Source organism: Winogradskya consettensis, from assembly GCF_018332715.1.
Classification (GTDB): Bacteria; Actinomycetota; Actinomycetes; order Mycobacteriales; family Micromonosporaceae; genus Actinoplanes; species Actinoplanes consettensis.
Genome location: NZ_BOQP01000011.1, coordinates 396320 through 421475, shown reverse-complemented (window position 1 = coordinate 421475; position 25156 = coordinate 396320). Strand labels below are relative to the sequence as shown.

At 68.9% G+C, this 25156-nt stretch carries 27 protein-coding genes and 2 tRNA genes; 14 read left to right on the top strand and 15 right to left on the bottom strand.

Going from position 1 to position 25156, the window contains the following annotated elements; translation table 11 throughout:
• The first annotated feature begins 481 nt into the window (after positions 1-481).
• Positions 482-706, top strand: coding sequence for a hypothetical protein (locus Aco04nite_RS14390; protein WP_212997709.1), 225 nt, complete (start codon positions 482-484; stop codon positions 704-706).
• Here Aco04nite_RS14390 and Aco04nite_RS14385 read toward each other — a convergent pair.
• From Aco04nite_RS14385 to Aco04nite_RS14355, 7 genes are all read right to left on the bottom strand, one after another.
• Positions 685-1503 (bottom strand): carbon-nitrogen hydrolase family protein, encoded by an 819-nt coding sequence (locus Aco04nite_RS14385; RefSeq protein ID WP_212997708.1) that lies wholly within the window; start codon positions 1501-1503, stop codon positions 685-687. The genes Aco04nite_RS14390 and Aco04nite_RS14385 overlap by 22 nt on opposite strands.
• A 52-nt stretch (positions 1504-1555) precedes the next feature.
• Positions 1556-2086 (bottom strand): GNAT family N-acetyltransferase, encoded by a 531-nt coding sequence (locus Aco04nite_RS14380; protein WP_244875986.1) that lies wholly within the window; start codon positions 2084-2086, stop codon positions 1556-1558.
• Between the two features lie 110 nt (positions 2087-2196).
• Positions 2197-3489: an ATP-dependent Clp protease ATP-binding subunit ClpX gene (clpX, locus tag Aco04nite_RS14375; RefSeq protein ID WP_212997707.1), complete on the bottom strand. Its 1293-nt coding sequence runs from the start codon at positions 3487-3489 to the stop codon at positions 2197-2199.
• 441 nt (positions 3490-3930) lie between these two features.
• On the bottom strand, positions 3931-4587 hold the full coding sequence (locus tag Aco04nite_RS14370) for an ATP-dependent Clp protease proteolytic subunit (protein ID WP_212997706.1): 657 nt from the start codon (positions 4585-4587) through the stop codon (positions 3931-3933).
• 11 nt (positions 4588-4598) lie between these two features.
• Positions 4599-5228 (bottom strand): ATP-dependent Clp protease proteolytic subunit, encoded by a 630-nt coding sequence (locus tag Aco04nite_RS14365; protein ID WP_212997705.1) that lies wholly within the window; start codon positions 5226-5228, stop codon positions 4599-4601.
• 190 nt (positions 5229-5418) lie between these two features.
• A complete protein-coding gene (gene tig, locus Aco04nite_RS14360; protein WP_203842381.1) occupies positions 5419-6768 on the bottom strand; it encodes a trigger factor in 1350 nt (449 codons plus the stop codon).
• Between the two features lie 40 nt (positions 6769-6808).
• A tRNA-Pro gene (locus Aco04nite_RS14355) sits at positions 6809-6882 on the bottom strand.
• A 141-nt stretch (positions 6883-7023) separates the two neighbouring features.
• Here Aco04nite_RS14355 and Aco04nite_RS14350 point away from each other — a divergent pair.
• The 4 genes from Aco04nite_RS14350 (at position 7024) to Aco04nite_RS14335 (ending at position 9297) form a co-directional block, all read left to right on the top strand.
• Positions 7024-7094 (top strand) — tRNA-Gly (locus Aco04nite_RS14350).
• Between the two features lie 890 nt (positions 7095-7984).
• The gene (locus Aco04nite_RS14345; RefSeq protein WP_212997704.1) at positions 7985-8374 is read left to right on the top strand and encodes a lipopolysaccharide assembly protein LapA domain-containing protein; all 390 of its coding nucleotides are present in this window, start codon (positions 7985-7987) and stop codon (positions 8372-8374) included.
• An 84-nt stretch (positions 8375-8458) separates the two neighbouring features.
• Positions 8459-8779, top strand: coding sequence for an ArsR/SmtB family transcription factor (locus Aco04nite_RS14340; protein ID WP_212997703.1), 321 nt, complete (start codon positions 8459-8461; stop codon positions 8777-8779).
• Positions 8776-9297: an SRPBCC domain-containing protein gene (locus tag Aco04nite_RS14335; RefSeq protein ID WP_203842375.1), complete on the top strand. Its 522-nt coding sequence runs from the start codon at positions 8776-8778 to the stop codon at positions 9295-9297. The genes Aco04nite_RS14340 and Aco04nite_RS14335 overlap by 4 nt, the downstream gene beginning before the upstream one ends.
• 45 nt (positions 9298-9342) lie before the next feature.
• Here the strand turns inward: Aco04nite_RS14335 and Aco04nite_RS14330 are convergent, their stop codons facing one another.
• Complete coding sequence (locus tag Aco04nite_RS14330; protein WP_212997702.1) at positions 9343-10095, bottom strand: DNA-directed RNA polymerase II; 753 nt, start codon at positions 10093-10095, stop codon at positions 9343-9345.
• A 98-nt stretch (positions 10096-10193) separates the two neighbouring features.
• Here Aco04nite_RS14330 and Aco04nite_RS14325 point away from each other — a divergent pair, with 98 nt between their 5' ends.
• Positions 10194-11423, top strand: a complete 1230-nt coding sequence (locus tag Aco04nite_RS14325; RefSeq protein ID WP_212997701.1) for a GNAT family N-acetyltransferase — start codon at positions 10194-10196, stop codon at positions 11421-11423.
• Between the two features lie 805 nt (positions 11424-12228).
• Positions 12229-12555: a hypothetical protein gene (locus Aco04nite_RS50230; protein ID WP_438874912.1), complete on the top strand. Its 327-nt coding sequence runs from the start codon at positions 12229-12231 to the stop codon at positions 12553-12555.
• 233 nt (positions 12556-12788) lie between these two features.
• On the opposite strand, the gene Aco04nite_RS14315 is transcribed toward Aco04nite_RS50230, so the two are convergent.
• The 4 genes from Aco04nite_RS14315 to Aco04nite_RS14300 form a co-directional block, all read right to left on the bottom strand.
• On the bottom strand, positions 12789-13262 hold the full coding sequence (locus tag Aco04nite_RS14315; RefSeq protein WP_212997700.1) for a ribose-5-phosphate isomerase: 474 nt from the start codon (positions 13260-13262) through the stop codon (positions 12789-12791).
• A gap of 23 nt (positions 13263-13285) precedes the next feature.
• Complete coding sequence (locus Aco04nite_RS14310) at positions 13286-14203, bottom strand: alpha/beta hydrolase (protein ID WP_212997699.1); 918 nt, start codon at positions 14201-14203, stop codon at positions 13286-13288.
• On the bottom strand, positions 14203-15393 hold the full coding sequence (locus Aco04nite_RS14305; protein ID WP_212997698.1) for a DUF1015 family protein: 1191 nt from the start codon (positions 15391-15393) through the stop codon (positions 14203-14205). Before Aco04nite_RS14305 ends, Aco04nite_RS14310 begins: the two co-directional genes overlap by 1 nt.
• Positions 15394-15454: 61 nt before the next feature.
• Positions 15455-15667: a hypothetical protein gene (locus Aco04nite_RS14300; RefSeq protein ID WP_212997697.1), complete on the bottom strand. Its 213-nt coding sequence runs from the start codon at positions 15665-15667 to the stop codon at positions 15455-15457.
• 232 nt (positions 15668-15899) lie between these two features.
• Here Aco04nite_RS14300 and pepN point away from each other — a divergent pair, with 232 nt between their 5' ends.
• Together pepN and Aco04nite_RS14290 are read left to right on the top strand one after the other, a co-directional pair.
• On the top strand, positions 15900-18449 hold the full coding sequence (pepN, locus tag Aco04nite_RS14295; RefSeq protein ID WP_212997696.1) for an aminopeptidase N: 2550 nt from the start codon (positions 15900-15902) through the stop codon (positions 18447-18449).
• A gap of 99 nt (positions 18450-18548) precedes the next feature.
• Positions 18549-19106, top strand: coding sequence for a Uma2 family endonuclease (locus Aco04nite_RS14290; protein WP_244875985.1), 558 nt, complete (start codon positions 18549-18551; stop codon positions 19104-19106).
• Here the strand turns inward: Aco04nite_RS14290 and Aco04nite_RS14285 are convergent.
• Positions 19103-19594 carry a DUF5130 family protein gene (locus Aco04nite_RS14285; protein WP_308161638.1) on the bottom strand — a complete coding sequence of 164 codons (492 nt, stop codon included), beginning with the start codon at positions 19592-19594 and terminating at the stop codon, positions 19103-19105. The two genes, Aco04nite_RS14290 and Aco04nite_RS14285, sit on opposite strands and share 4 nt — an antisense overlap.
• Positions 19581-19865, bottom strand: coding sequence for an aa3-type cytochrome oxidase subunit CtaJ (ctaJ, locus tag Aco04nite_RS14280; protein WP_212997695.1), 285 nt, complete (start codon positions 19863-19865; stop codon positions 19581-19583). The genes Aco04nite_RS14285 and ctaJ overlap by 14 nt, the downstream gene beginning before the upstream one ends.
• Positions 19866-20085: 220 nt before the next feature.
• On the opposite strand from ctaJ, the gene Aco04nite_RS14275 reads away from it, so the two are divergent.
• Both Aco04nite_RS14275 and Aco04nite_RS14270 read left to right on the top strand, forming a co-directional pair.
• Positions 20086-20574, top strand: coding sequence for a hypothetical protein (locus Aco04nite_RS14275; RefSeq protein WP_212997694.1), 489 nt, complete (start codon positions 20086-20088; stop codon positions 20572-20574).
• A 38-nt stretch (positions 20575-20612) separates the two neighbouring features.
• Positions 20613-21215: a class F sortase gene (locus Aco04nite_RS14270; RefSeq protein WP_244875984.1), complete on the top strand. Its 603-nt coding sequence runs from the start codon at positions 20613-20615 to the stop codon at positions 21213-21215.
• 16 nt (positions 21216-21231) lie between these two features.
• Here Aco04nite_RS14270 and Aco04nite_RS14265 read toward each other — a convergent pair whose 3' ends face one another.
• The gene (locus Aco04nite_RS14265; RefSeq protein WP_212997693.1) at positions 21232-21777 is read right to left on the bottom strand and encodes an HNH endonuclease; all 546 of its coding nucleotides are present in this window, start codon (positions 21775-21777) and stop codon (positions 21232-21234) included.
• A gap of 219 nt (positions 21778-21996) precedes the next feature.
• Between Aco04nite_RS14265 and Aco04nite_RS14260 the strand changes: the two genes are divergently transcribed.
• The 3 genes from Aco04nite_RS14260 to Aco04nite_RS14250 all read left to right on the top strand — a co-directional run bounded on the left by Aco04nite_RS14260 (position 21997) and on the right by Aco04nite_RS14250 (position 25153).
• Positions 21997-23067 carry a mechanosensitive ion channel family protein gene (locus Aco04nite_RS14260; RefSeq protein WP_498370760.1) on the top strand — a complete coding sequence of 357 codons (1071 nt, stop codon included), beginning with the start codon at positions 21997-21999 and terminating at the stop codon, positions 23065-23067.
• Positions 23068-23339: 272 nt separating this feature from the next.
• Entirely contained in the window at positions 23340-24782 is a 1443-nt protein-coding gene (locus Aco04nite_RS14255) for an MFS transporter (RefSeq protein ID WP_212997691.1), read from the top strand.
• Entirely contained in the window at positions 24779-25153 is a 375-nt protein-coding gene (locus Aco04nite_RS14250; RefSeq protein WP_212997690.1) for a globin, read from the top strand. Before Aco04nite_RS14255 ends, Aco04nite_RS14250 begins: the two co-directional genes overlap by 4 nt.
• Positions 25154-25156: the final 3 nt, after the last annotated feature.

The following is a 25156-nucleotide window of genomic DNA, read 5'->3' as shown; positions in this document are numbered from 1 at the left end:
TCAAAGAACAACCACACACCGCTCGAAATCTCCCGGTAACCAGGAAACCCGTTCGGGGCAACCGCTCAAACTTACCCGATCAACTTCGCCAGCGCAAGACCTAGATCTTGGTGGATCCGGAGATCGTTTTTCCCGCGCTCACGCTCACCTTGGAAGGTGTGCGCCTGTCGGATGGTCCAGCAGGCCAACCGGAGATCGCAGTGTTACTAGGCGATCCATCCGCTCGGTTCCCCGCAGACCTGGACTACATTACCCGGTCGTTCTCGTTGGCGCAAATCCGGTTTCCCGCTGCCAACCTCGCCCGGTGCTCCCCCAGCTTAACGCTGCAGGAGCTCCGCCTCCGGTGAGCCGTCAGATCGGTGACTTTCGTACCGTTCCGTCCGGGTTCCCCTCGGGCAGAGAGAAAGTTACGCGACCTCGCATCCGAAACGCAAATCGACACCGGTCCCACTCCCGTCGACCCGGGCTGCGTCGTGCCACAGTGGCAGACATGCATCGTGAACCGGCGCTCGCCGCCGATGTCCTCCTCGACATGCTGATGCCGGTGTCCCAGCTGGTCATCGGCATCCTCGTGCTGGTCGCGGTCGTGGTGTCGGTGCACCGCCTCGTCCAGCGCGGACCGTCGCGGATGGGCGGAGCGATGCTGATCGCGGGCGGCGCAGTGGTCTGCCTCGCAGTGGTCAGCTATCTGGTCCAGACGTTCTGAGAAGACCGGAGCCGGCGATTGGCGAGGCTGGGCACCGTGCTCCGGATCTCCTCGAGCCGAGCGAGGTCGAGCTCCGCGGTCGTCACGCCCACGGTGTCGGGCGCCTGGGAGATCACCGTCCCCCACGGGTCAACGATCATGCTGCGGCCGAAGCACGTACGGCTCGGCTCGTGGTCCCCGATCTGGCCCGCGGCCACCACATAGCACTGGTTCTCGATCGCCCGGGCGCGCAACAGCACCTCCCAGTGATCCCTCCCCGTGTGCATCATGAACGCCGCGGGCACCACCAGCACCCGCGCACCGTCGATGGCCAGCTCCCTGTACAGCTCGGGGAAACGCAGGTCGTAGCAGATCGAGAGACCGGTCGGTACGCCGTCGATCTCCGTGACGACGGTCTGCTCCCCCGGCGCCACCGTCCGGGACTCCTGGTAGGAGACACGTCCGGGGATCTCCACGTCGTACAGATGAATCTTGCGGTAGGTCGCCGTCAGCTCCCCCGCCGGATTGAAGATCAGCGAGGTGTTCCAGGTCCGGTCGTCCGGACCGGCCTCGTGGAACGAACCGGCGTGCACCCAGATGCCGAACTCGCGGGCGGCCGAGGCGAAGAACGCCGCGAATTCACCGTCGACCGGCTCGGGCTTGGGGAGTCCGGCGCCGGGTCCGAGATAGTCGACGTATTCGGGCAGGACGGCGAGGGTCGCGCCCGCTGCGGCGGCGCGGCCCAGGAGATCACGGGCCACGGCGAGATTTTCGGTACGGTCGTCACGAGCGTTCAGCTGACATACGGCAACGCGCATGTGGCAAGCGTACGGTCGGCGAAGCCCGCCTGGAACGACCCGCGCGCAGCCTTCAGATGCCGAACGGGGTGAGCAGAACCTCCGCACCCACGGGGAGATAGCCGGCGGCCAGGAACGCGCGCAGGCTTGACGCATTGCCGGGTGACACCTGTGCCCAGACCGGACGGTCCTCGGGGACGAGATGCCGGGCCGCGAGGGCGAGGAAGCGGCCGATCCCCCGGTTGCGATCCTCCTCGGCGACTTCGACCCCCGCCTCCCACCGGCCGGTGAGACCACGACCGATAGTCAGGACAGATTTACCGTACGCCCAGACGAGCACTTCACTGCGACGGTGGAGTGCCCGGACGACGCGACGATGTGTGGCGTCCTCGAAAAGAGTCAGCTCCCCAGGTGGGTCGCCGGGCAGTGGAGCGCCGAGCAGGAGCGCGTCGAGGCTGTCGGAGTGCAGTCGCAGCCGTTCCTCGAGCGCCGACAGGAACGCCGGGGACATGGGTGCGGAGAGATCGTCGTCGCCCATCCACGAATCGAGCCAGAACCGGTCCACGCCGGCCGACACGATGATGTGCCCCGGAAACGACACCACCGCCGCGCTGTGAGGCGACGGCGGTGGCACCAGGGACAACCAGGGAGCCGTCGGGAGGTGTTCCCCGGACTCGACCCGGGCGATCGCCTCTGACAGCTCGAGCGGCTGGCTCAGGCCGATTTCTCCTCGCGGTTGCGTTGGGGGCGACGGCCCCCGAACTCGCGCGGGACGATGGTCGGGATGACGTTCTCGACGACGACCTCACGGGTGATGAGGACCCGGGCGGCGTCGGGGTTGCTCGGAACCTCGAACATCACGTTCTGGAGGACTTCCTCCATGATCGCGCGGAGGCCACGGGCGCCGGTGCCACGGAGCATCGCCTGGTCGGCGATCGCCTCGAGGGCTCCGGTGTCGAACTCGAGCTCGACGCCGTCCAGCTCGAAGAGCCGCTGGTACTGCTTCACGTAGGCGTTGCGGGGCTCGGTGAGGATCTTGATGAGCGCCTCACGGTCGAGGTTGCGCACCGTGGTGATCACCGGGAGCCGGCCGATGAACTCGGGGATCAGGCCGAACTTCAGCATGTCCTCGGGCATGACCTTGCTGAAGATGTCATCGGTGTTGCGGTCCGAGACCGAACGCAGGTGGGCTCCGAAGCCGACCCCGCCCTGCCCGATCCGCGACTCGATGATCCGGTCCAGCCCCGCGAAGGCGCCACCGACGATGAACAGCACGTTGGTGGTGTCGATCTGGATGAACTCCTGGTGCGGGTGCTTACGGCCGCCCTGCGGCGGGACGTTCGCCACCGTGCCCTCGAGGATCTTCAGCAGCGCCTGCTGCACACCCTCGCCGGAGACATCCCGGGTGATCGACGGGTTCTCGCTCTTGCGGGCGATCTTGTCGACCTCGTCGATGTAGATGATGCCCTGCTCGGCACGCTTCACGTCGTAGTCCGCGGCCTGGATCAGCTTCAGCAGGATGTTCTCGACGTCTTCGCCGACGTAACCCGCCTCGGTCAGCGCCGTGGCGTCCGCGATGGCGAACGGGACGTTGAGCATCCGGGCCAGCGTCTGCGCCAGGTGCGTCTTACCGCAGCCCGTGGGGCCGATGAGCATGATGTTGGACTTGGCCACCTCGACGTCGCTACCCCCACCGGGCGCGCCGCTCGACTCGGCCTGAATCCGCTTGTAGTGGTTGTAGACGGCGACGGACAGAGCCTTCTTGGCCTGTTCCTGGCCCACCACGTAGTTGTCGAGGAACTGGCAGATCTCCATCGGCTTGGGAAGCTCTTCCCACTTCACCTCGCCGGTTTCGGCCAGCTCCTCCTCGATGATCTCATTGCAGAGGTCGATGCACTCGTCGCAGATGTAGACCCCAGGGCCCGCGATGAGCTTTTTGACCTGCTTCTGCGACTTCCCACAGAAGGAGCACTTCAGTAGGTCGCCACCGTCACCGATCCGTGCCACCTACGTTCTCCCTGCGCTCATCGGCCGGCGATCGCCGGCCCTCGCGGCCTGAGGACGATCACCCTCAATGCCAGAACATCGTCTTGCACAGTTCATCGACTGCCGGCATCCGATACTGAGGATGCCCACCGCTGAGGTTGCCCGTAACCCGGGGTTACCCAGCACCAGGGTTACCCAGCACCGGCGTTGCCAGAAACCGGTTTGCCCGTGACTGCGTCACCCGTACTCGGATCACCCGAAGCTGGGTCACCCGTAACCGGATCACCCGAAACTGGGGTCACCCAATAACTGGATCACCCAATAACTGAGGTTGCCCATAACCGAGGTTGCACGGTCGACGTTACCCGCAAAGGGGCAGATCTCCGACCCCCCAAAACGGGCGTGTCAGGGGCTGGTCAGTCTAGCGTGCGCTGACCTGCCCCCGACATCGCCGGGTCAGCCTCAGGCGTTGGCGGCCTGGAGGCTCTTCTTACGGGTCGCCAGGACGGTGTCGACGATGCCGTACTCCTTGGCCTCGTCAGCCGTCATGATCTTGTCGCGGTCGACGTCCTTGCGGACCTGCTCCTCCGGACGGCCGGAGTGACGCGAGATCAGCTCCTCCATCTGGCTGCGCATCCGCAGGATCTCGCGGGCCTGGATCTCGATATCCGAGCCCTGGCCGTAGCCACCCTCGGTGGCCGGCTGGTGGATGATGATCCGCGAGTGCGGGAGCGCCATCCGCTTACCGGGGGTGCCACCGGCGAGCAGCACCGCGGCGGCGCTGGCCGCCTGGCCGAGACAGACCGTGCTGATGTCGGGACGGACATACTGCATGGTGTCGTAGATGGCCGTCATCGCCGTGAACGAGCCACCGGGCGAGTTGATGTACATCAGGATGTCGCGGTCCGGGTCGGCGCTCTCCAGCGTCAGCAGCTGGGCCATCACGTCGTTGGCCGACGCGTCGTCCACCTGGACGCCGAGGAAGATGATCCGGTCCTCGAACATCTTGTTGTACGGGTTCGACTCCTTCACGCCATACGACGTGCGCTCGACGAACGAGGGCAGGACGTAGCGGTTGTGCACCGGAGCGAAGCCGGAGGGCATGGTCAGGTCAGTCATAGTCGCTCTCCTCAGTTCAGCGTTCCGGCGCCCTCGGGGACCTGAGTGGCCCCCGTGATCACCTTGTCGATGAAGCCGTAGTTCTTTGCCTCTTCAGCCGTGAACCAGCGGTCACGGTCGGAGTCGGCCTCGATCGTCGCCTGGTCCTGACCGGTGTGGAATGCCACCCGCTCCTGGAACATGCGCTTGGTGTAGAGCATCTGCTCGGCCTGGATGGCGATGTCGGCGGCGGTGCCACCCATGCCACCGGACGGCTGGTGCATCATGATCCGCGCGTGCGGGAGGGCGTATCGCTTGCCCTCGGCGCCGGCGCAGAGAAGCAACTGCCCCATCGACGCGGCCATGCCCATGGCCACGGTGGAGACATCGTTGTCGATGAACTGCATCGTGTCGTAGATCGCCATGCCGGAGTAGACGGAGCCACCCGGAGAGTTGATCCAGAGGTTGATGTCGCGCTCCGGGTCTTCCGCCGAGAGCAGCAGCAGCTGCGCGCAGATGCGGTTGGCAACCTGGTCGGTGACCTCGCTGCCGAGGAAGATGATCCGCTCGCGCAGAAGGCGGTTGTAGACCGAGTCGTCGAGGTTGCCACTGAGTGAGTCACCACGCAGCACGGGACTCGCTGGGATGTGCAGATCGGTCATGGCAGCCCTTCACAGCTGACTGTGTCGGCCGAAGATCCGGCCGGCGGGGTGTTCGTCGTACGACCAACCTAACCGGTTGAATGCGCATCAGCTTCCCGCTCGGGCAGGTGTTCGCTGACAGCGCATCAGGCGCGGGGTGAATAGGCGAAAGGGGCCGCCACGTGTCGCGGCGGCCCCTGTTCAGCTGACCTCAGTGATTGTGGCCGGCGTGCTCGTCCTCGCTCGCGGCCCGCAGGTCGTCGAGCGTGAGGACGTTGCCCTCGGTGTCCTTCATCTCAACCTGCTCCATGACGTTGGCCAGGGCCTTGCCACGGCGCACGTCGCCGAACACGGCCGCGGCCGCACCCGACTGCACGAGCTGGTCGTAGTACTGCTGGGGCTGCATCTGGGCGCGCTGGGCCCGGTGCACGATCTCGTGCCCGAACTCGTCGTCGGACACCTGGATGTCCTCGGCGTCGGCGATGGTGTCGAGCAACAGCTGGATCTTGACGCCCTCGGTGGCCGCCTCGGCCAGCTCGGTGTCGATCTGCTCCTCGGTCTTCTCCTCGGAGGCGAGGTAGTCCTCGAGGCTCGCGCCGATGCGCTCCAGCTGGTCGGTCATGGCCTGCTTGCGACCCTCGACCTCGTCCTTGACGATGCCCTCGGGCGCCGGGATGTCAGCGGCCTCGACGAGCTGCTTCAGCGCCTCGTCACGGGCGGCGTAGATCTGCTCGACCTTCTTGACCTTGCCGAGGCGCTCCTTGAGGTCGCCCTTCAGCTCGTCAAGGGTGTCGAACTCGCTCGCCATCTGCGCGAACTCGTCATCGATCTCGGGAAGCTGCTTGTCCTTGACCGAACGCACGGTCACCGACACCTCGGCGTCACGACCGGCGAAATCGCCGCCCACGAGCTGGGTGGTGAAATTGGCGTCAGCGTCGGCGACGAGCCCGACCAGCACCTCGTCGAGACCCGGGAGCAGCTGCTTGCTGCCGACCTCGTGGGAGATGTTGGTGGCCGAACCACCCGGCACCTCCTCGCCGTCGACCGTGGCCTTGAGGTCGAGCGTCACGTAGTCGCCCTCCTCAGCCGGACGGTCCACGGTCTTCAACGTCGCGAACCGCTCACGCAGCCCGGTGATCTGCTCGTCGATCTCGTTGTCGCCGATCTCGACGGCCGGCACCTCGACCTTGATGGTGCTCAGGTCGGGGATGGTGATCTCGGGACGCACGTCGACCTCGGCCGTGAACTTCAGCGGCTCGTTGTCGGCGAACTCGGTGATCTCCACCTCGGGACGGCCCAGCGTCTTGACGTCGTGCTCCCGCACGGCGGCCAGGATCTGCTCCGGGATCGCCTCCTGCACGGCCTCGTTGAGCACCGCGCCCCGGCCGACCCGCTGATCGATCACAGCCGCCGGGATCTTGCCCTTGCGGAAGCCCGGGATCTGGACCTGAGAACCGATCTCGCGGTACGCCTTCTGCAGACTCGACTTCAGCTCGTCGAACGGCACCTCGATGGCGAGCCGCACCCGAGTCGGACTCAGAGTCTCGACGGTGCTCTTCACAGGCGTACTCCTTGATGGATCTCTTCGTATTTGATGTAAGTCGGGGTGGCGGGATTCGAACCCACGGCCCCTCGCTCCCAAAGCGAGTGCGCTACCAAGCTGCGCTACACCCCGAGGCCGCTGGCAAGTGTATGCGGTCGGCCCCACGCCGTGTGCCGCGGCGTCACTCCGGTGCGCCACGCGGGGGAACCGGTTCGCGATCCGCGAGATGATTCAGTACGCTATCCCCGGGCATCAGGCACTCAATGACGCCACGCGGGCGTAGCTCAATGGTAGAGCTTCAGTCTTCCAAACTGACTACGCGAGTTCGATTCTCGTCGCCCGCTCAACTCTGGGACTCCCTTGTCAGCGAAGTGCGCTGACCTGGGAGTTTCGCCATTTTTGCGATGGGGGCCGAGCCCCCAAACCCCCGCGGTGCGGGGGTCGCGCCGGGCGGGTTTGTCGCTGTGAGGGCCGAACCCCGTGGTGCGGGGTCGCGCCGGGCGGGTTGTCGTTGTTGGGGCCGAGCCCTCAGACCCGCGGTGCGCGGTGATCTTCCGCGGTCTGGCCCTTTCTTCCCTCTTGCCTTGGGGATCGGGGCGTTCGGTTTGTCGTGGCGAACTCGGCCGGGTGCGGGCATGAGTGCTTCCGCCGTGGTGAAGGCAAAGCCGGACTTCCTCCCGTCCGGCCCGGAGTTCGAGGCCTGGCAGCAGTCGCTCTTCGACCTCCGAGACGGCGGCTTGGGGCTTGGAGTGTGTGCCTTGGTCGGGTTTCAGCGCGGAGAGCTTGCGGGGGCCCGGATCTGTCCGGTTCTGAGGTTGCCGTCTCGGCGGCGCAGCGTGGGCTCGGCACGGCTGGAGACTGGACGACGAGCAGGGTTGAGAACCGGGTGGCCCGGCTTCCTTGAGCGCGAAGGCCTGGGCAAGAGTGGCAATGGGTCGACAGGAGCGTGACATCGGTCACAGCCTTTTGGATGCCTTCGCGCTCACAGCAGCCTCGGTCGCCAAGTCGGTTTCGGCTGGGTTCGTATACATCGCGAAGTGGGGGTCATGGGGGTCAAGATCGCCACTTGGGCCAACTGGCACGCCCATGACGCGTGACGGTAGGTACGCGGGCGGCCCGGCGCCTCGCCGTGGTGAGGTTCGGACTCTTGCGGTGCGGTGGGGCTAGAGGGAATCGGGGTGGGGCCCGCGTGTGCAGGGTTAACGGAACGGGCTGATGGGGAAGACTGAGAGTTATGGGTTATCCCGAGCATGAGCCGCTTCGTGAGCATGATCCGGCGTTGGAGCCGGAAGCGCCGCCGTTGCCTGATGAGCTGGCATTGACGCTTGCCGGGCTGGAGCCGGCCGGGGAGGCGCCGCCGGTTCGGACGGCTGCACGGGTGCCGCGGACGCGTACCAGTGCTGTCTGGTTCGGGGTTTGGGCCGGGGTCGCGGCGCTGATCGTGCTGATCATTTTTGTCGCGCAGAACACCGGCGGGGTGCAGATCAGTTTCCTGTGGATGCAGGGGCAGATCCCGATCGCGGTGGCGTTGCTGATCGCGGGGGTCGCGGGGGCGGCTGTTGCCATGGCTGTCGCCGCCGCGAGGATCATCCAGCTGCGGCGCCTGGTGCGCAGAGGGCACTGAAAAGACCAGGACCCGCTCACTCGTACGGGTGGGCGGGCTTTTTCAGGCTTGACATGTGACCTTTTGGTCACCTAACTTAGCGTTATGACGGACGACGACAGGGTGTTCAAGGCGCTGGCCGATCCCACCCGTCGTCTCCTGCTCGACCTGCTGTTCGCTCGCGAGGGGCGGTCTCTCAGCGAGCTCGAGGCCGAGGTCGAGATGACGCGATTCGGCGTCGCCAAGCACCTGAAAGTGCTGGAGGAGGCGGGGTTAGTCGTCGTGCACCGGTCCGGGCGGGAGAAGTTGCACTTCCTCAATCCCGTGCCGATCCGGCTGATCCACGACCGGTGGATCGACAAGTACACCGAGCGTCACGTGACGGCGCTCGTCGATCTCAAATATGCGCTGGAGGACGAGACATGACCGAGCCGCTGACGACTCAGGTGTTCCGGGTGTGGATCCGCACGACGCCGGAGAAGATCTGGACCGCGATCACCGACCCCGAATGGAACCAGAAGTACGGCTACGCAGCGCCACAGTTCTACGATCTCAAGCCCGGCGGCGAGTTCAAGTCGATCCCGTCGGACGAGATGCGCTCGTACTCCAAGGAGCAGGGCTGGCCCCTGCCGGACACGATCATCGACGGCGAGGTCATCGAGGCGGACCCGCCGCGGCTGCTCAAGCAGACCTGGCGGATGCTCATGGACCCGACGACCGCGGCGGAGCCGTTCACGACGATCACGTACCTGATCGAGGAGTTGAAGTCGCAGCCCGGTGTCTGCCGGCTGACGCTCACGCACGAGCTGACCGGGGCGCCGGCCACGTCGACGATGGTCGCGGGCTCGCCGCTCGACGAGGCCGGCGGTGGCGGCTGGGCCTGGGTGCTCAGCGACCTCAAGTCGCTCCTCGAGACCGGCACGACCATGGCCGGCAACAGCTGAGAAGGAAGAGGCCGTCGGCTCGCTTACCGCGAGCCGACGGCTTTCTCAGTTGGTGAAGAGGCCCGTGACCCAGTGGACGGCGTTCATGACCCAGCCGGTCTGCTGCAGGTGGGCGATGCCGACGCCGACCAGGAAGATTCCGGCGACGATGTGGGAGCCCTTGGCCGTGTGGCGTTCCCGGCCGAACTGGCGCTCGAGCATGACGCGGCCGATGAGCCGGGACAGGGCGAAGACGCCGACCGCCACGAACAGTGACACGACGAAGACGATGACCGACGTGGTCAGGTCGCCACCTGCCGACAGCGCCCAGATGCCCCAGCAGACGAACGCGAAGAGCAGGCCGGCGAAGCTCCACTCGCCGCCCAGGCGCAGCTGACGCAGGTGCCAGTCGAGCGGGCGGCGCTCACGCGGGGCCTCGGCGCCGGGCCAGCCGGTGCCGGTGGGCTCGTGCTCGGCCGCGAACTGCTGCGACTGCGGCCGCGGGTTGACGGCCGCGCGACCGCTCCACGCCGGCGATCCCGCGGGCGGGGCGCTCGCGGGCTGGTTTCCCTGCGCAGGAGCTTGATCGTTCCACTGCCGCGTGCGGTCAACCTGCGGGCGGGCACCCTGGGCACCCTGGGCACCCTGGGCGCCCTGGGCGCCCTGGGTCTGGCCGCCCTGAGCCTGGCCGCCCTGAGCCTGGCCGCCATGAGCCTGGCCGCTCGGGCGTGGTGGCATGTCCGTCGTCGGCGGATCGGCCCAGGGATCCTGCGGCGGCATGTCGAGCGTCCGCTCGGGCCACTGCGGTTGCTCTGGCATCGTTCCCCTCCCCGGTACGGCCGTGTGCCGCCCTGCAACGAGAGTAACCAGCGAACAAATAGCTCGCCGTAGCGCGCGCCGTCCGTTACACAAACAGGATGGACGCCGCGGACATCCCGATCAGAGTAGGCGCCCCGGGCGACTGGGACGCCATCTGGAACCTGCTGGGTCAGCTCTTCCACACCCCGCCCTCGGACGAGGCCAAGGCGCTGGAAGGGGCGGTGTTCGAGCCCGCCCGGTCCCTGGTGGCCGAGGACGCCGGGGCGCTCGTCGGGCACGTGGCCGCGTACACGAGGGATCTGACTGTGCCTGGTGCGGTCGTGCCTGCCGCGCACATCTCCGGGGTGGGGGTGGCGCCGACCCACCGCCGCCGGGGCCTGCTCACCCGGATGATGCACCGGCAGCTGCGTGACGTCGCCGCAGGTGAGGAACCCGTCGCGGTGCTCTGGGCGAGCGAGACCAAGATCTACCCCCGGTTCGGGTACGGCCCGGCGTCGCAGCGCCTGCGCCTGGACATTTCCACCCGGGAGGTACGCCTTCCCGACACGAATCCTCGGGGACGCCTGCGCCAGGTCGACCCCGTCGAAGCGATACCGGTGTTCTCGAGGCTCTACGACGACCTGCGAGCCGACCGGGTCGGCTGGTCGACCCGCGACGACGCATGGTGGAAGTTCACCCTCGCCGACGTCGAGTCCCAGCGCGGGGGCGCCACGCAGCTCTACGGCGTGGTGCACGAGACCCCCGAGGGCACTGACGGATACGCGACCTGGCGTACCAAAGATGACTGGAACAACCTCGGGCCCAACTGCGAGGTCCAGATCCGCGAGCTCGTGGCCGCGAACCCGGAGGCCTACCTGGCGCTCTGGCACTTCCTGCTCACGATCGACCTCACCCGCAGCGCCTCGATGCACGTGGCGGCCCTCGACGAACCCCTGCAGTACCTGGTCGACGAGCCCCGCCGCCTGGGCGCAGCCCTCGCCGACGGCCTCTGGATCCGCATCGTCGACCTCCCCCGCGCCCTGACCGCCCGCCGCTATGCGGCACCGCTGGACGTCGTCCTGGAGGTGACAGACCCCCTCCTCCCGGCCAACTCAGGCAGGTGGCGCCTCACCGCCGACCCCACAGGCAACGCCACATGTACGCCCACAGCTGACCCCGCCGACCTGTCGTGCACGGTGCTGGAGCTCGGAACGGTCTACCTCGGCGCTGTCCCGCTCGCAGCCCTCCAGGCCGCCGGCACAGTCCACGAACTCACCCCCGGAGCCGTCCACCGAGCCACAACCGCCTTCCGCTGGCACCGCATGCCGCAACCGACCGACTTGTTCTGAATGAACCATCCAGCGGTAGGTTCGCACCATGGGCGATGAACCCGAACGTCGACGCCGCCGCCTGCGCCCCACCGCCGCAGCCAAGGCCGCCGCAGCCGCGCAACAGGCCACCCCGGAGCCGTCTCCCCCCGGGCAGTCCTCACCTGAGGCGCCGCCCCCACCGGAGCCGTCCTCGTCCGAGGTGCCCTCGCCTCAGCCGTCCTCGCCCGGGGTGCCCTCGCCCGGGATCGCCTCGCCCGAGCTCTCTTCGCCAGGACTTGGTGAGATCGCTGCTGCCGCGCCTTCTGCTGGGCCTGCTGGGCCTGCTGGGCCTGTCCCGCTCCTTGCCGCCCAGGACGGAATCGCGGTCGAGACGCCACCCGTCTTCGACCCGGAACAGAACACCGCGCCACCGACACCGATCCCGACGCCCCCTGGCGCACCAGGCCCTGCTCCCGCGCCCAGCCCGCCTGCTGCGCCCAGCCCGCCCGATGTGCCCGCTACGCCAGGCCCGACTCCCGCTGTCGGCGCATCGGTTGCACCCGGCTTGTCCACCGCTGCGAGCCCGTCTCCCGCAGCGATCCCGACTCCCTCTGCCAGGCCGACTCACTCTGCCCGGCCGACTCACTCTTCCGGGCCGACTCCCTCTAGCGGGCCGACTCACTCTTCCGGGCCGACTCCCTCTAGCGGGCCGACTCACTCTGCCGGGCCGACTCCAGTCGGCGGGCCGTCGCCTACGCCTGGGCAGTCTCCCGCGCCGGGTTCTCCGGCCGCGCTGGGTTCTACGGCCCCGCCGAGTCCCGGTCCTGTGCCTGGGCCAGGTGCGATGCCGCCTTTGAGCAATGTTCCCGGGGGCTCGCCGGGAAAGCCCCGCGCCTCGGGCAACGGAAACGGGAGTGGCAACGGGGGCCCGCGGAATGACGCCCGGGGAAGCCGCCCGACATCAGGAGCCGGGGCGGGCGGGGAGGAACACTCCGAGCGAGGCCTGCGCGGTCTGGTCGGCTCGGGATCGTCGCAGGTCAGCGTGACCGCCGCCCTCCGGGCCCGCGACGCCGCCCGACCGACCGACGAGCACTACGCCGAGGCCGAGGCCAACCTCACGATCGTCCGCCGCAACTGGATGCCCCGCGAGGACCTCCCCCGCGGCCGCTGAGCGGACACCGGACCGAGTGCGACCGGCAAAACGGGGGCATTTCCCAAGATCCGTTCTCGGCGGAAGAGACCCCCAGCAGTCGCTGGTGCCTCGCCGTCTCTTTGCCGGTCGGCGCGAGCTACCTGCTGTCTCAGGCTCCCGTGGTCGCTTCCTCTGCCATTTTCGCTCTCGTCTGCTTCAAAGAGCAGCGCTGAGCCGCCGGCCCCGCGGGAGCCGGCGGCCGGAAGGGTGGGTCAGCTCGCCGGGAGGGCGGGGAGCTCGCGGGTGGTTTCGTATTCGGCGAGCTGGGCGATGCGGCGGGCGTGGCGTTCGTTGCCGGAGAAGGGGGTGGTGAGGAACGCTTCGGCCATGGCGGTGGCTTCGTCGAGGGTGTGTTCGCGGGCGCCGATGCTGAGGACGTTGGAGTCGTTGTGCTGGCGGGCCAGCTGGGCGATCTCGACTTTCCAGGCGAGGGCGGAGCGGACGCCGGGGATCTTGTTGGCGGCGATCTGTTCGCCGTTGCCGGAGCCGCCGATGACGATGCCCAGGGTGCCCTGGTCGGCCACGACCTGGGCGCCGGTGTTGAGGCAGAAGGCCGGGTAGTCGTCCTCCGGGTCGTAGACGTGCGGGCCGACGTCGACGACTTCGTACCCCTGCTTGGCGAGGTGGTTGACGAGGTGGCTCTTCAGCTCGTAGCCGGCGTGATCGGAACCGAGGTAGACGCGCATGACCGCAGTCTGTCAAACCTGGATCAGAACGTCAGCGCGGCCCGCAGACTGACCGCGATCTGGTCGGCTGCCGAGCGGGCGGCGTCGAAGAAGGCGAGTTTGCGGGCGAAGCCGTGGTTCATGCCCATGTAGCGGGTGTGCACCACCGGGACACCCGCGCTGAGCAGGGCATCCGCGTAGTCGGCGCCCTCGTCGCGCAGGACGTCGTACTCGGCGGTGATGATCAGGGCCGGGGGCAGGCCGGCGAGGTTTTCGACCGCGAGCGGGGCGACGTCGGGGCTGAACCGGTCGGCCGGGTTTGGGACGAAGGTCTCCCAGGCCAGTTTCATCGAGGCGCGGTCGAGGCCGTTGCCGGCGACCTCGTCGTAGGACTCGGAGGCTGTCATCGGGTCGATCGCCGGGTAGAGCAGGACCTGGTAGTCGAGCGGGGTGGCCGCGTCGCGCTGGCGGCGCGCGGCGACCGTGGCGAGCTGGGCGCCCGCACTGTCGCCGCCGATCGCCAGGCGGGACGGGTCGACGCCGAGGCCGGTGCCTTCCTTGCGGATCCAGCCGAGCACGGTCTCCACGTCGAGCAGGGCGGCGGGGTGGGAGTGCTCGGGGGCGAGGCGGTAGTCCACCGACAGGACCGCGCAGCCCGAGCGGTCGGCGATGCGGCGGCAGAGGCGGTCGTGGGTCTCGATGCTGCCGTAGCACCAGCCGCCGCCGTGGAGGTAGACGAGGACGGGTGAGGCGGTGCGGGAGGCGTACAGGCGGCAGGGGACGCCGTCCGCATCCACGTCGACCACCACCGGCAGGGGGATCGCCGGGCCGCACTCGGCCTCGACGGTGTCCTCCATCGCCTGGCGGGCGAAGGCGAGCTGGGCCTCGGGGTCGGCGGCCAGCACGTCGGCCGGGGGCCGCTGCCGGACTGCGAGGGACGCGGTGACCTGGGGGTGCAGCATCAGGCGAGATCCGCCAGCACCAGGCCGCCCCGGGCCTTGGGGGTGAACCAGGTGCTCTTGCGGGGCAGTTTCTGGCGTTCGAGATTCACCGCGACGAAGTCCTCCACGGTGACCGGGGCGATGAGCACGGCCAGGTCGGCGCGGCCGGCGTCCACCTCGGCGCGCAGCCATTCGGCGGGGTAGTCGCCGCCGACGTACGAGATGCGCTTGTCGCCGGGGTCGAGGCCGAGTGCGCCGCGGAGCAGGACGCGTTCGACGAGGGCGTGGTCGAGGTTCTCCACCGCGGGCAGGTCGTCCTCGCGGGGCAGCGTCACCGAATACGACCTGCCGTGGGCGTACACCTCGATGGGGCCCTTGGCGGGGACGGCCGCGGGGCGCTGCAGCTCCTCGACCCGCGCTCCGGCCGCGGTCAGCGCCGCGACCAGATCGCCGGGAGCCAGATCGGTCAGCAGGCGGTTGTAGGGCTGGATCGCGACCGAATCGGGCGTGGTCACGACGGCCAGGAAGCGGGGCAGGCCGCCGGTCTGCGCGGCGAGGCTGCGGTGGTTACCGTCGGCGACGACCAGCTCTCCCCCGCCGGCCAGGGCGGTCAGCTCGTCCTGCAGCGGGCCGGCGGGCACGGTCCAGATGGCGTGGGTGCGGCCGCTCGGGTCGAGATCGGTGGCAGCCGGCGCTCCCGCGGCATCGGTGGCGGCGGCGAGCGCGGCGTGCAACTCAGCGCCCTTGGCAGTCTGCAGCAGCAGGACCGGAGAGAGCAGGGTCCGGAGCGACTCCGCCAGCGCCACCCGCTCGCGGACCTTGGCGATGAAGACGTCCTCGTTACGGATGACCAGGCCGGGCTCGTCGGCGCTGGTGGAGATCTGGTCGGTGTCGACCATGGCCCAGAGACCGTACGCGGAGGGCTCCCCCGGCGCGCTGATCCGGTAGAGGACAACGACCTGCTCGGCGGGCGTGTAGCTGCCGTCGGCCTTCTCCCCGGCGAGACGCGCGGCGGCGGCCGGCAGACAGTCGAGGAACGCGCGGCCGACGGAATCGGGTGCGCGGTGCGGCATTTCGATGGCCAGCGCGCTGCGCGGGTTGGCCTCGATGATGGCCGTGATCTCGGCGTCGTCGGCGAACTCGTCGTAGTTCTGGGCGCCGGTGCCGCCAGTGGTGATCCAGGCCCGGCTGATCGGGTGCACGACCGTCATGACCGCGAACCTACCCAGCGGGCCCCAGGGCGTACCAGGTGCCCCGCTGGTATCTCACCGATCAGGCCGTGCCGAACGGCAGGTTCTGCCGCATCCGGGCCTCCTTGACCCGCGCACGGGTGGCCGCGGGTGCGGAGGTCACCGGGAAGGCGGAGACGGTGATGGGCGGAGCTACCATCGCGGCGAGGTCGGCCGTCAGGGTGGGGCAGGTGCGCTCCCACGCGCCTCGGTGCACGGCGAACGTACTCGTGGCAAGGGTGTCGATTTCAGTCATCGGAAACCTCCGGTTGGGTGACTGTTCTCACCCCATACAACGACCGGCAAACGCTCGTCGTGATGATTTCAGGCGAAATTTGGCCCTATTCCGCGACTCGGGCTCCACGCACGGGAGTGTGTTCGCTCATTCGCCGATCCTCCCAGGGTGGGACGTGGGGCGAGCACATAGGGTGGCGTGGAAGGCTCTAGCCGGGGCGGTGTTGCCCCTGCCACCATGGAGGAGAGTGATCGTGGCCGGAGTTCGTAACCTGACCCAGGTAGAGGCCGCCGAGCGGGCCCGCCTGCTCGAGGTGACGGGGTACGACATCGCCTTGGACCTGACCGACGGGGCCGGTAATCCGGGCGACGGCACCTTCCGTACGGTCACCGAAGTCACGTTCCGCTGCAGTGAGCCGGGCGCGCAGACCTTCATCGAGGTCGCTGCCGCATCGGTGCGCTCCGCGGTGCTCAACGACGCACCCGTGGATCTCTCCGGGTGGTCGGCCGAACGCGGGCTGGCCCTGACCGGGCTCGCCGCGGAGAACAAGCTGGTCGTCGACGCCGATTATCACTACTCGGCCAGCGGCCAGGGCATGCAGCGCAGCGAGGACCCCGTCGACAACGAGGTCTACCTCTACAGCCAGTTCGAGACGGCCGACGCGCAGCGGGTCTACGCCGCGTTCGACCAACCCGACCTCAAGAGCGTCTTCACGTGGCACGCCACGGTGCCGGCGCACTGGAAGGTCATCTCGAACATGCCGGCGGAGGGCACCGAGCCCGCCGACGGTGACGCCAAGACGGTGCACTTCGCGACGTCGCCACGGATGAGCACGTACATCACGGCGCTGTGCGCGGGGCCGTACCACGAGGTGCGGGACAGTCACGACGGCATCGAGCTGGGCGTCTTCTGCCGGGCCTCGATGGCGCAGTATCTCGACCCCGAGGACCTGTTCCTCGTCACCAAGCAGGGCTTCGACTTCTTCCACGAGCAGTTCGGCGTGCGCTACCCGCTGCCGAAGTACGACCAGCTGTGGGTGCCCGACTTCAACGCCGGCGCGATGGAGAACTTCGGCTGCGTCACGCACGCCGAGGCGCACTACATCTTCCGCTCGCAGGTCACCGACTACGAGTACGAGCAGCGCGCCAACACGATCCTGCACGAGCTGGCCCACATGTGGTTCGGCGACCTCGTGACCATGCGCTGGTGGAACGACCTGTGGCTGAACGAGTCGTTCGCCGAGTGGGCGAGCCACTGGTGCAACACCACGGCGACGCGCTTCACCGACGCGTGGACGACGTTCCTGTCGATCCGCAAGACGTGGGGTTACCGGCAGGACCAGCTCTCGTCGACCCACCCCGTGTACTGCGAGATGCCCGACCTGGAGGCCGTCGAGGTCAACTTCGACGGCATCACGTACGCCAAGGGCGCCAGCGTCATCAAGCAGCTCGTGGCGTACGTCGGGCTGGACTCGTTCCTGGCCGGGCTGCGCGCGTACTTCCAGCGGCACGCCTGGGGCAACGCCACGTTCGACGACCTGCTGACCGAGCTGGAGACGGCGTCCGGCCGGGAGCTGCGCAAGTTCGCCGCGCAGTGGCTCGAGACCGCACAGGTCAACATCCTGCGGCCGGTCGTGACGGTGGGCGCCGACGGCACGTACGACCGTGTGGTCGTCCAGCAGGAAGCGCCGGCCGACTACCCGACGCTGCGTACGCACCGGATCGGTGTCGGCCTTTACGACCTGCAGGGCGACCGGCTGGTGCGCCGCGACAGCCTCGAGATCGACGTGAGCGGCGAGGAGACCGTCATCCCGTCGCTGGTCGGTGAGCGGGCCGCTGACGTGCTCCTGATCAACGACGACGACCTGACGTACGCGAAGCTGCGGCTCGACGCCGACTCGATGGCCACGATCGTGCGGCACATCGACGGCTTCGACTCGTCGCTGGCGCGGGCGCTGTGCTGGGCCGCTGCGTGGGACATGGTTCGCGACGCCGAGCTCGCCGCGCGTGACTACATCGCGCTGGTCCGCACCGGCCTGCCCGAGGAACGCGACATCAACCTGACCACGGCGACGCTGCGGCAGGCGACGACGACGCTGACCATGTTCGCGGACCCGCAGTGGGCGCCGACGGGTTGGGCGCAGCTCGCCGAGACCGCCCGCGACGCGCTCGCGGCGGCCGAGCCCGGCAGCGGCTTCCAGCTCGCCTGGGCCCGCGCGTACCTCGGCGCCGCCCGCTCCGAGGCTGACCTCGCGGTCCTGCGGGGCTGGCTCGAGGGCACCGGGGTGCCGCAGGGGCTCACCATCGACACCGAGCTGCGCTGGTCGCTGCTGGAGGCGCTGGCCGCCCGGGGTGCCGCGACCGACGCGGAGATCGGCACGGAGCTCGAGTCGGACCGGACGGCCAGCGGCGAGCGTGAGGCCGCCCTGGCGCGGGCGCTGCTGCCGACGGCCGAGAACAAGGCCGCCGTGTGGGCCCGGCTGACCGGCTCGGAGAAACTGCCCAACTGGCTGCACCGATCGCTGCTGCAGGGCTTCCAGTCGTCCACCCAGGTGGAGCTGACCGCGCCGTACGCCGCGAAGTTCTTCGAGGTCGTCGACGAGGTGTGGAACCGCTCGGACAGCGAGCCGGCCCAGGAGTTCGTGATGCTGGCCTACCCGGCGTACCAGATCAGCGAGGAGACGGTCGCGCTGACCGACACCTGGCTCGCCGCCGAGGGCCACCCGGCGTCGCTGCGCCGGCTCGTGGCCGAGGGTCGCGACGGCGTCCTGCGGGCGCTGAAGGCCCGGGCCAAGGACGCCTGAGTTCGTTTGCGGGGCCGGGTCCGTCGATCGGACCCGGCCCTTTTGCAACCCTCTGTGAGTACGCTGTCACTTCCAGCGCGTCGCGGCGGAGGTGGTCCGGTGGTGGTGATCGGTCAGAGCGCATTGCCGCGATGGACCGCCCCCGACGGGCCCTGGACCGAACCCGACCTGCATCTCTTCCCCCAGGACGGGCACCGTTACGAGATCGTCGGCGGCGGCCTGCACGTGACTCCCCCGGCCCCCGGCCCGCACGACGCCATCGTCGCCACCCTGGTCAACGCCCTGCGGGCAGCGGCGCCGGCAGGCTGGTGGGTGTGCGACCGGCTCGGGATCGCCCTGGGTGACAGCAACCTGATCCCCGACGTGACCGTGCTGCGCCCGCGCTCGTCCGGCGCCAGCTGGGCAGACCCCGGCGACGTGGCGCTGGTGATCGAGGTGGAGGCGCCCGCGAGCCGCAGCTACGACCGGCTACTCAAGCCCGCTCTCTACGCCGAGGCGCGGATCGGCTCGTTCTGGCGCGTCGAGCACGGCCCCGCGCTGCACACCTATGCGCTGGGCAACGGCGGTTACGAGCCCCGGGAAACGGTCAGGGGCGCCGACCTCGTGAAGGTCGACGCCCCGTTCCCGGTCCGGGTCGCCCCGGGGAGCTGGGTCTAGCTCTTGCCCGCGTGTGAGGCGAGCTGATCGATGCCGGCGAGGACTCCGCCGGCCAGGTCGCCGCCCGCGAAGGCCGCGGCCATCGAGAGCGCGGCCAGTTTCGCGTCGCGGTCGGAGATGCGCTTGCGCGCGTCGGCGCCCGTGATGATCTCGAGGACCCGCTGGTTGGGCGACGCCGCGATGAGGACCGCCTTGGCCGCGCCGTCCAGCTGGCGGTGCAGCTGCTCGGCGCTCTCCCGCAGCGGCTCCGCGAGCTCACCGAGGTAGACGCTGAACGTCAGCCCGGTCGTCTGGTTGGCGATGCGCAGCGCGTGGTCGAGCCGCAGCAGCTGCTTGGTGGTGAACGGTCCGTCGAGGGCGTCGATGCCCTCCTGGGACAGGCCGAGCTCGGGTGCCTCGGCCAGGGTCGGGCCACCCGCGTGGTCGAGCACCGTCATCGGCTGCTCGTTCTCCTCGCGTGTCAGGGCCTGGGTCTCACCAACGGTCACTTGCGCCTCCCACCGGAGCGGGCCGCGACGGCTGGCCCGAAGAGTCCTCCAGGACACCCGCCGGCAGGGCGGGAGCCGTCACCGTCGCGGGATGCCCCACCTGCCTGGGCGAGGCCAGGAACCAGATCGGCTTGAAGTCGTACGGGCGCCCGGGCCGGTATCGGCGGTCGGGCAGATTACGCTTGCCGCCCGCGAAGACCAGCGCGGCGACCACCGCGATGACCGCGAACGGAATCACCGCGTAGACAAGAACAGTTTCGAATATCGACAACCTCAACGCCCCCAGGCGTCAAAAGGAACCGGGCATGTCACTGTTTTCCCAGTGATCCGAACGTCAATCACGGTAGCGGAGTGAGAGCTGCCACGGACCCTCGGGTGTCAAGACCCACAAGTGGGACCGCAGCCGTACCGCGAAAACCGCCCGGAGGTGCGAAAATCACCCTCACGCGCCGTCCGCGACGTTTCCGCCCGGGCGGCAGGAGGGGGAGGTCATGCGTACTTCTGTCCCCGCCGCCCTCGCGGCGCTCGTTCTGGCCCTGCCGATCGTCCTGCTCACGGATTCCCCGGCCGGTGCGGCGGCGGTCTTCGTCGAGGTCAACCCCGACACCGTGCGCGCCGGCGACGAGGTGAGCCTGCGCGCCAGCTGCGACGACAACCTCGAGGCGGCGACGGTGAGGACCGGCCCGCTCGGCACGGTGACCGTCTCGCCGCGCTACGGCTTCCTGACCGCCACGACCAAGGTCCCGGCGAAAACCAAGGCCGGCACGTACGACGTCGACCTGACCTGCGCGGGCGGCGAGACCGCCACGAGCACCCTGCACGTGGTGGCGAAGGTCGAACCGGCCCGCGGCCCGGCCACCGGTGGCGGCGGCACGGCACCGGGCAGATCGGTGCCCATGCTGATCGGCGGGGGCGCCACCGCGGTCGTGGCCGGCGTGTTCCTGGGTGTGGTGGCCCTGCGCCGCCGCCGGCTGGGCTGAGGCGGCGGCCGGTGGCACGCCCGGGGAGGCCTGTCCCGTTGGGACTGTTCGCCGTGGTTCTGGTCTTCGTGGGACTCTTCGCGGTGGGCGCGGGCCTGGGTGCCGCTACCGGCTTCGACGTCCGCGACCTCTTCAAGGGCCCGGACAAGCCACCCCCTCGGGAATTCCCGGTCCTGGAGCCCAGCCGCCCCATGCGCCTGACCATCCCGGCCATCAAGGTGGAGGCCCCGATCCTGGATGTCGGGCTGGCGAAGGACGGCTCGGTGGCAGTGCCGCCCCTCGATCGCCACAACGAGGCGGGCTGGTTCGACGAGGGCCCGACGCCCGGCCAGTTCGGCCCCGCGCTCATCGTCGGGCACGCCGACACCCGCAGCGGCCCGTCGGTCTTCCACCAGCTGGGCCGGCTCAAGCCGGGGCAGATGATCGAGGTCCTGCGCGAGGACCACGAGACGGCCGTGTTCCAGGTGAATTCGGTGGAGCACTACGGGAAGGAGAAGCTGCCGATCCAGCGCGTCTACGGCGACTACAGCAGGCCCGCGTTGCGACTGGTGACGTGCGGCGGCACCTGGCTGGGCGGATCTCGCGGCTATTCCGACAACGTCATCGTCTTCGCGTCGCTGGTGGGGACGAAAGATCAATAAAAAAAAACCGAGGGCGCTAGGCGGCCTCGGCGACATCGACGGTGGACGGCAGATCGAGCCAGTCCGACCAGCGGGGATCGGGTGTGCGGTGTCCCAGCACCCGCCAGGCGACACCGCGGGGCGCAGCAGGCGGTGTGTGCAGCCGCCACCCCAGCTCCCCGGGTGTCTTGTCGCCCTTGCTGTGGTTGCACTTCGCGCAGGCCGCCACGACGTTGTCCCAGGCGTGCAGGCCACCGCGGCTGCGGGGGAACACGTGGTCGATGGTCTCGGCGGAGCCCCGGCAGTAGGCGCAGCGGCCGCCGTCGCGGGCGAAGATCGCCCGCCGGGAGAGGCCGACGTGGGTCCGGTAGGGAACCTTCACGTAGCGGGTGAGGCGAACCACCGACGGAACGGGGAGATTGTGGTGTGCACTGTGCAGGATGCCGTCGCCGTCGGACACGGGCTCGGCCTTGTCGGTCAGCACCAGGATCGTCGCCCGACGCACCGATACGACGCACAGCGGCTCGTAGGTAGCGTTCAGAACCAACGCGGAAGAGCCAACTGTGGGTCGTATGCCAGGCATCGCGATCACCCTTCGGTGTGAGTGCTAGTAACCGCTCCCGTTGTGCGTGAGGTCTCATCCGAGCTCCGGTTCCACCGATGCTCGTGGGCCAATAGTCCCTGATGAAGCGCGAATTTGCGAGCACAATCTGTGGCCGGGACGTAAACGTCTGAGGTCTCCGCCACAGATGTCCGGTTCCCGCCGGGGGTACGGCGGCCGGTACGGTCATGTCCCGTGATCCTGCTAGCCCCCACCCCGTCCCCGTCGGGCTCGACCGAGGTCTACATCGACACGACGCCCATCACGGACCGCTGCAAGAGCGACGTCTTCTGCACCTGGATCCTGCACAACACGGATAACCAGTGGCTGGCCAACAGCGGCTATCTCTTCATTACGAAACCGCTGCGCATCCTCGCGATCATCCTCATCGCGGCGCTGATCCGCTGGCTGCTCAACCGCGGTATCACCCGGCTCACCCAGACCACCTCGCGCGCCGCGATGCCCGCGCTGCTCAAGCCCCTGCGGGAGCGCACCGACAAGCAGGCCGAAGCCGCGGAGAACACGTTCATCCCCGAGCGGCGCCGGCAGCGGGCCGAGGCGATCGGCTCGGTGCTGCGCAGCTTCGTGACGGCGGTCGTCTTCACGATGGCGACCCTGCTGGTGATGGGTGAGCTCGGCTTCAACCTGGCCCCGCTGCTGGCCAGCGCCGGGATCGTCGGCGTGGCCCTGGGCTTCGGCGCGCAGAGTCTGGTCAAGGACCTGATCGCCGGGCTCTTCATGCTTCTGGAGGACCAGTACGGCGTCGGCGACTCCGTGGACCTGGGTGACGCGATCGGCGTGGTGGAGACGGTGGGCCTGCGGGTGACGACCGTGCGCGACGGGCGCGGGGTCCTCTGGTACATCCGCAACGGCGAGATCGTCCGGGTCGGCAACAAGAGCCAGGGCTGGGCGATGGTGGTCATCGACATCCCGATCGGCTTCGTCAACTCGGAGGAGGCGAGCGCGGTGCTGCGGACAGCGGCACTGGCCCTCGCGGAGGAGCCCGCACACGCGACGGAATTCCTCGAGCCGCCGGATGTGATCGGCGTGGAGCAGCTGACGGTCGACGGCGCGGTCATCCGGACCATCGCCAAGACCACCGCCGATGGACAGCCCATCGTGCAGCGGGAGCTGCGCCGGCGACTCACCGAGGCGCTCGAGACCTCCGGGATATCGGAGCGTATCGCTGTCTCGCGGATGCTCCCGCGCTCCGCGGTGCCACCGATCTACAACTCGCCAGACGGCCCCAGCATGCCAGGAGGAGCGACCTGACCTGCAAAGACACCGTGATGGGGGATGCCCGGTCTCGACCGATCGGCCGACAATCCCCCCGTATGCCCTAGCCAGGACTCGGACGATCGGGCAGAATCCTGCAAGAGGCATATGCACTTGCAGCGTCACGTTCGCGGGGCCGGAACCATCCGGTTCATCCTCCGGTGTCCGGTTGATCAAGATGTCTACTTTGATCATGTGGTGCCCGGATCGGGGACGTGACCGACCGCCGTTGGCGATCCCGCCGGCCGTCGCGATCATGGAGGACCTGGGTGTCCGAGGACCGACCCGCCGCGCAGCCGGGCACTCACGGTAGCGCGACGGAGCCGGAGCGCAGGGTCGGCTATCGGGACGTCTTCGCGGTCCGCGAGTTCCGCGCGATCTACATCTCGCTCGTCGTCAACTGGGTCGGCGACTACCTGGCGCGCGCGGCGATCATCGTCCTGGTCTACCAGCAGACCCAGTCGGTCATGCTCTCCGCCGCATCGTTCGCGATCAGCTACCTGCCCTGGGTGATCGGCGGCCCGCTGCTTGCCGCCCTCGCCGAGCGGTATCCGTACCGCCGAGTCCTGATCATCGCTGATGTCGCACGCGCCGTGCCGATCGCCCTGATCGCGCTGCCGGGGATTCCCGTGCCGGTGACCCTTGTCCTGCTGTTTCTGGCGACGCTCGGCGCGCCACCCACGCAGGCCGCCCGTTCCGCCCTGATCCCGCTCATCCTCGAGCGCCGACTGGTCGTCACCGGCCTGGCGCTCAACGCCTCCACGTCCCAGGCCGCGCAGGTCTTCGGCTACCTGGCCGGAGCGGCCCTCGCCGCCGGGTTCAGCGCCCGGATCGGGCTGCTCATCGATGCGGTGACCTTCCTGCTCTCGGCGGCGATCATCGCGGCGGGTGTCCGGGCCCGGCCGGCCGCGGTCACCGCAGGGCAGCGCCGGCACCTGCTGCACGAGACCGGCGAGGGCTTCCAGCTGGTCTTCCGCACCCCGTTGCTGCGCTCCATCGCGATCATGGTCTTCGCGCTCACGACGTTCACGATCCTGCCCGAGGGCCTGGCCGCCGGATGGGCGGCGGTCTTCAGCGACAACCCCGGCGGCCGCGGCTTCGACCAGGGGCTGATCATGGCCGCGGGGCCGGTCGGCTATGTGATCGGGGGCCTGGCGGTCGGCCGGATCGCCTCCCAGGAGCGAAAACACCGGCTCGTCCGCCCGTTCGCCGCGATCGCCCCGCTGGCCCTGGCACTGACCAGCCTCGCCCCCAACGCGATCACCGTGTCCGCGCTCGTCGCCGTCTCCGGGGTCGCCCAGGGCGTGCTGGTGCCCACTCTCAACGGCACTTTCGTGCTGGCGCTGCCGCACGGTTACCGCGCTCGGGCGTACGGCGTCATGCAGAGCGGTCTGCAGCTCAGCCAGGGTTTCGCGGTCATGGCGACCGGCACGCTGGCGCAACACTCCTCGATCCCCCTGGTGGTCGGCCTGTGGAGTGCCGGCGGCCTGATCCTGATGGTGACCCTGGCGACCCGCTGGCCGGGTAGCGGCCAGGCCACCCCTCCCGCTCCCGCCCCCGCTCAGCGCACCCCGGACCCCGGGGTTCAGGAGCAGCCGTTGCAGGGTGACGGGCCGGGGGCGTTGCCCGGGCCGACCCCGGGGGCGCCCACAGCAACCGACGTCACACCCGGCCCGGAACGGCACACCCCGGCTGGCAGACTGGACGGGTGAGCGACATCAGCTTCTTCGAGTCGGTCGGTGGCGAGCCGACCTTCCGCCGGCTCGTCGACAAGTTCTACGAGGGTGTCGCGAAGGACCCGCTGCTGCGCCCGATGTATCCCGAGGAGGATCTCGGCCCGGCCGCCGACCGCCTCACCCTCTTCCTGATCCAGTATTGGGGCGGGCCCGGCACCTACCAGGAAACCCGCGGCCACCCCCGGCTGCGGATGCGGCACGCGCCGTTCACCGTCGACGAGGCCGCGCGTGACGCCTGGCTGCTGCACATGCGCGAGGCGGTCGACTCGCTGGAGCTGCCCGAGGAGCAGCGGACCACGCTCTGGGACTACCTCGAACGGGCCGCCCACTTCATGGTCAACGCGTAACGC

Excerpts from the sequence above, each read along its gene's own strand:
- Aco04nite_RS14330 (WP_212997702.1), bottom strand. The coding sequence starts at position 10,095 with ATGCCAGAGCAACCGCAGTGGCCCGAGCGGACGCTCGACATGCCGCCG.
- Aco04nite_RS14335 (WP_203842375.1), top strand. The coding sequence starts at position 8,776 with ATGACCGAGCCGCTGACGACTCAGGTGTTCCGGGTGTGGATCCGCACG.
- Aco04nite_RS14300 (WP_212997697.1), bottom strand. The coding sequence starts at position 15,667 with ATGACTGAAATCGACACCCTTGCCACGAGTACGTTCGCCGTGCACCGA.
- Aco04nite_RS14305 (WP_212997698.1), bottom strand. The coding sequence starts at position 15,393 with ATGACGGTCGTGCACCCGATCAGCCGGGCCTGGATCACCACTGGCGGC.
- Aco04nite_RS14315 (WP_212997700.1), bottom strand. The coding sequence starts at position 13,262 with ATGCGCGTCTACCTCGGTTCCGATCACGCCGGCTACGAGCTGAAGAGC.
- Aco04nite_RS14265 (WP_212997693.1), bottom strand. The coding sequence starts at position 21,777 with ATGCCTGGCATACGACCCACAGTTGGCTCTTCCGCGTTGGTTCTGAAC.
- Aco04nite_RS14275 (WP_212997694.1), top strand. The coding sequence starts at position 20,086 with ATGCGTACTTCTGTCCCCGCCGCCCTCGCGGCGCTCGTTCTGGCCCTG.
- Aco04nite_RS14345 (WP_212997704.1), top strand. The coding sequence starts at position 7,985 with ATGGGTTATCCCGAGCATGAGCCGCTTCGTGAGCATGATCCGGCGTTG.
- Aco04nite_RS14325 (WP_212997701.1), top strand. The coding sequence starts at position 10,194 with ATGGACGCCGCGGACATCCCGATCAGAGTAGGCGCCCCGGGCGACTGG.
- Aco04nite_RS14385 (WP_212997708.1), bottom strand. The coding sequence starts at position 1,503 with ATGCGCGTTGCCGTATGTCAGCTGAACGCTCGTGACGACCGTACCGAA.
- Aco04nite_RS14365 (WP_212997705.1), bottom strand. The coding sequence starts at position 5,228 with ATGACCGATCTGCACATCCCAGCGAGTCCCGTGCTGCGTGGTGACTCA.
- Aco04nite_RS14370 (WP_212997706.1), bottom strand. The coding sequence starts at position 4,587 with ATGACTGACCTGACCATGCCCTCCGGCTTCGCTCCGGTGCACAACCGC.
- Aco04nite_RS50230 (WP_438874912.1), top strand. The coding sequence starts at position 12,229 with ATGCCGCCTTTGAGCAATGTTCCCGGGGGCTCGCCGGGAAAGCCCCGC.
- Aco04nite_RS14340 (WP_212997703.1), top strand. The coding sequence starts at position 8,459 with ATGACGGACGACGACAGGGTGTTCAAGGCGCTGGCCGATCCCACCCGT.
- Aco04nite_RS14310 (WP_212997699.1), bottom strand. The coding sequence starts at position 14,203 with ATGCTGCACCCCCAGGTCACCGCGTCCCTCGCAGTCCGGCAGCGGCCC.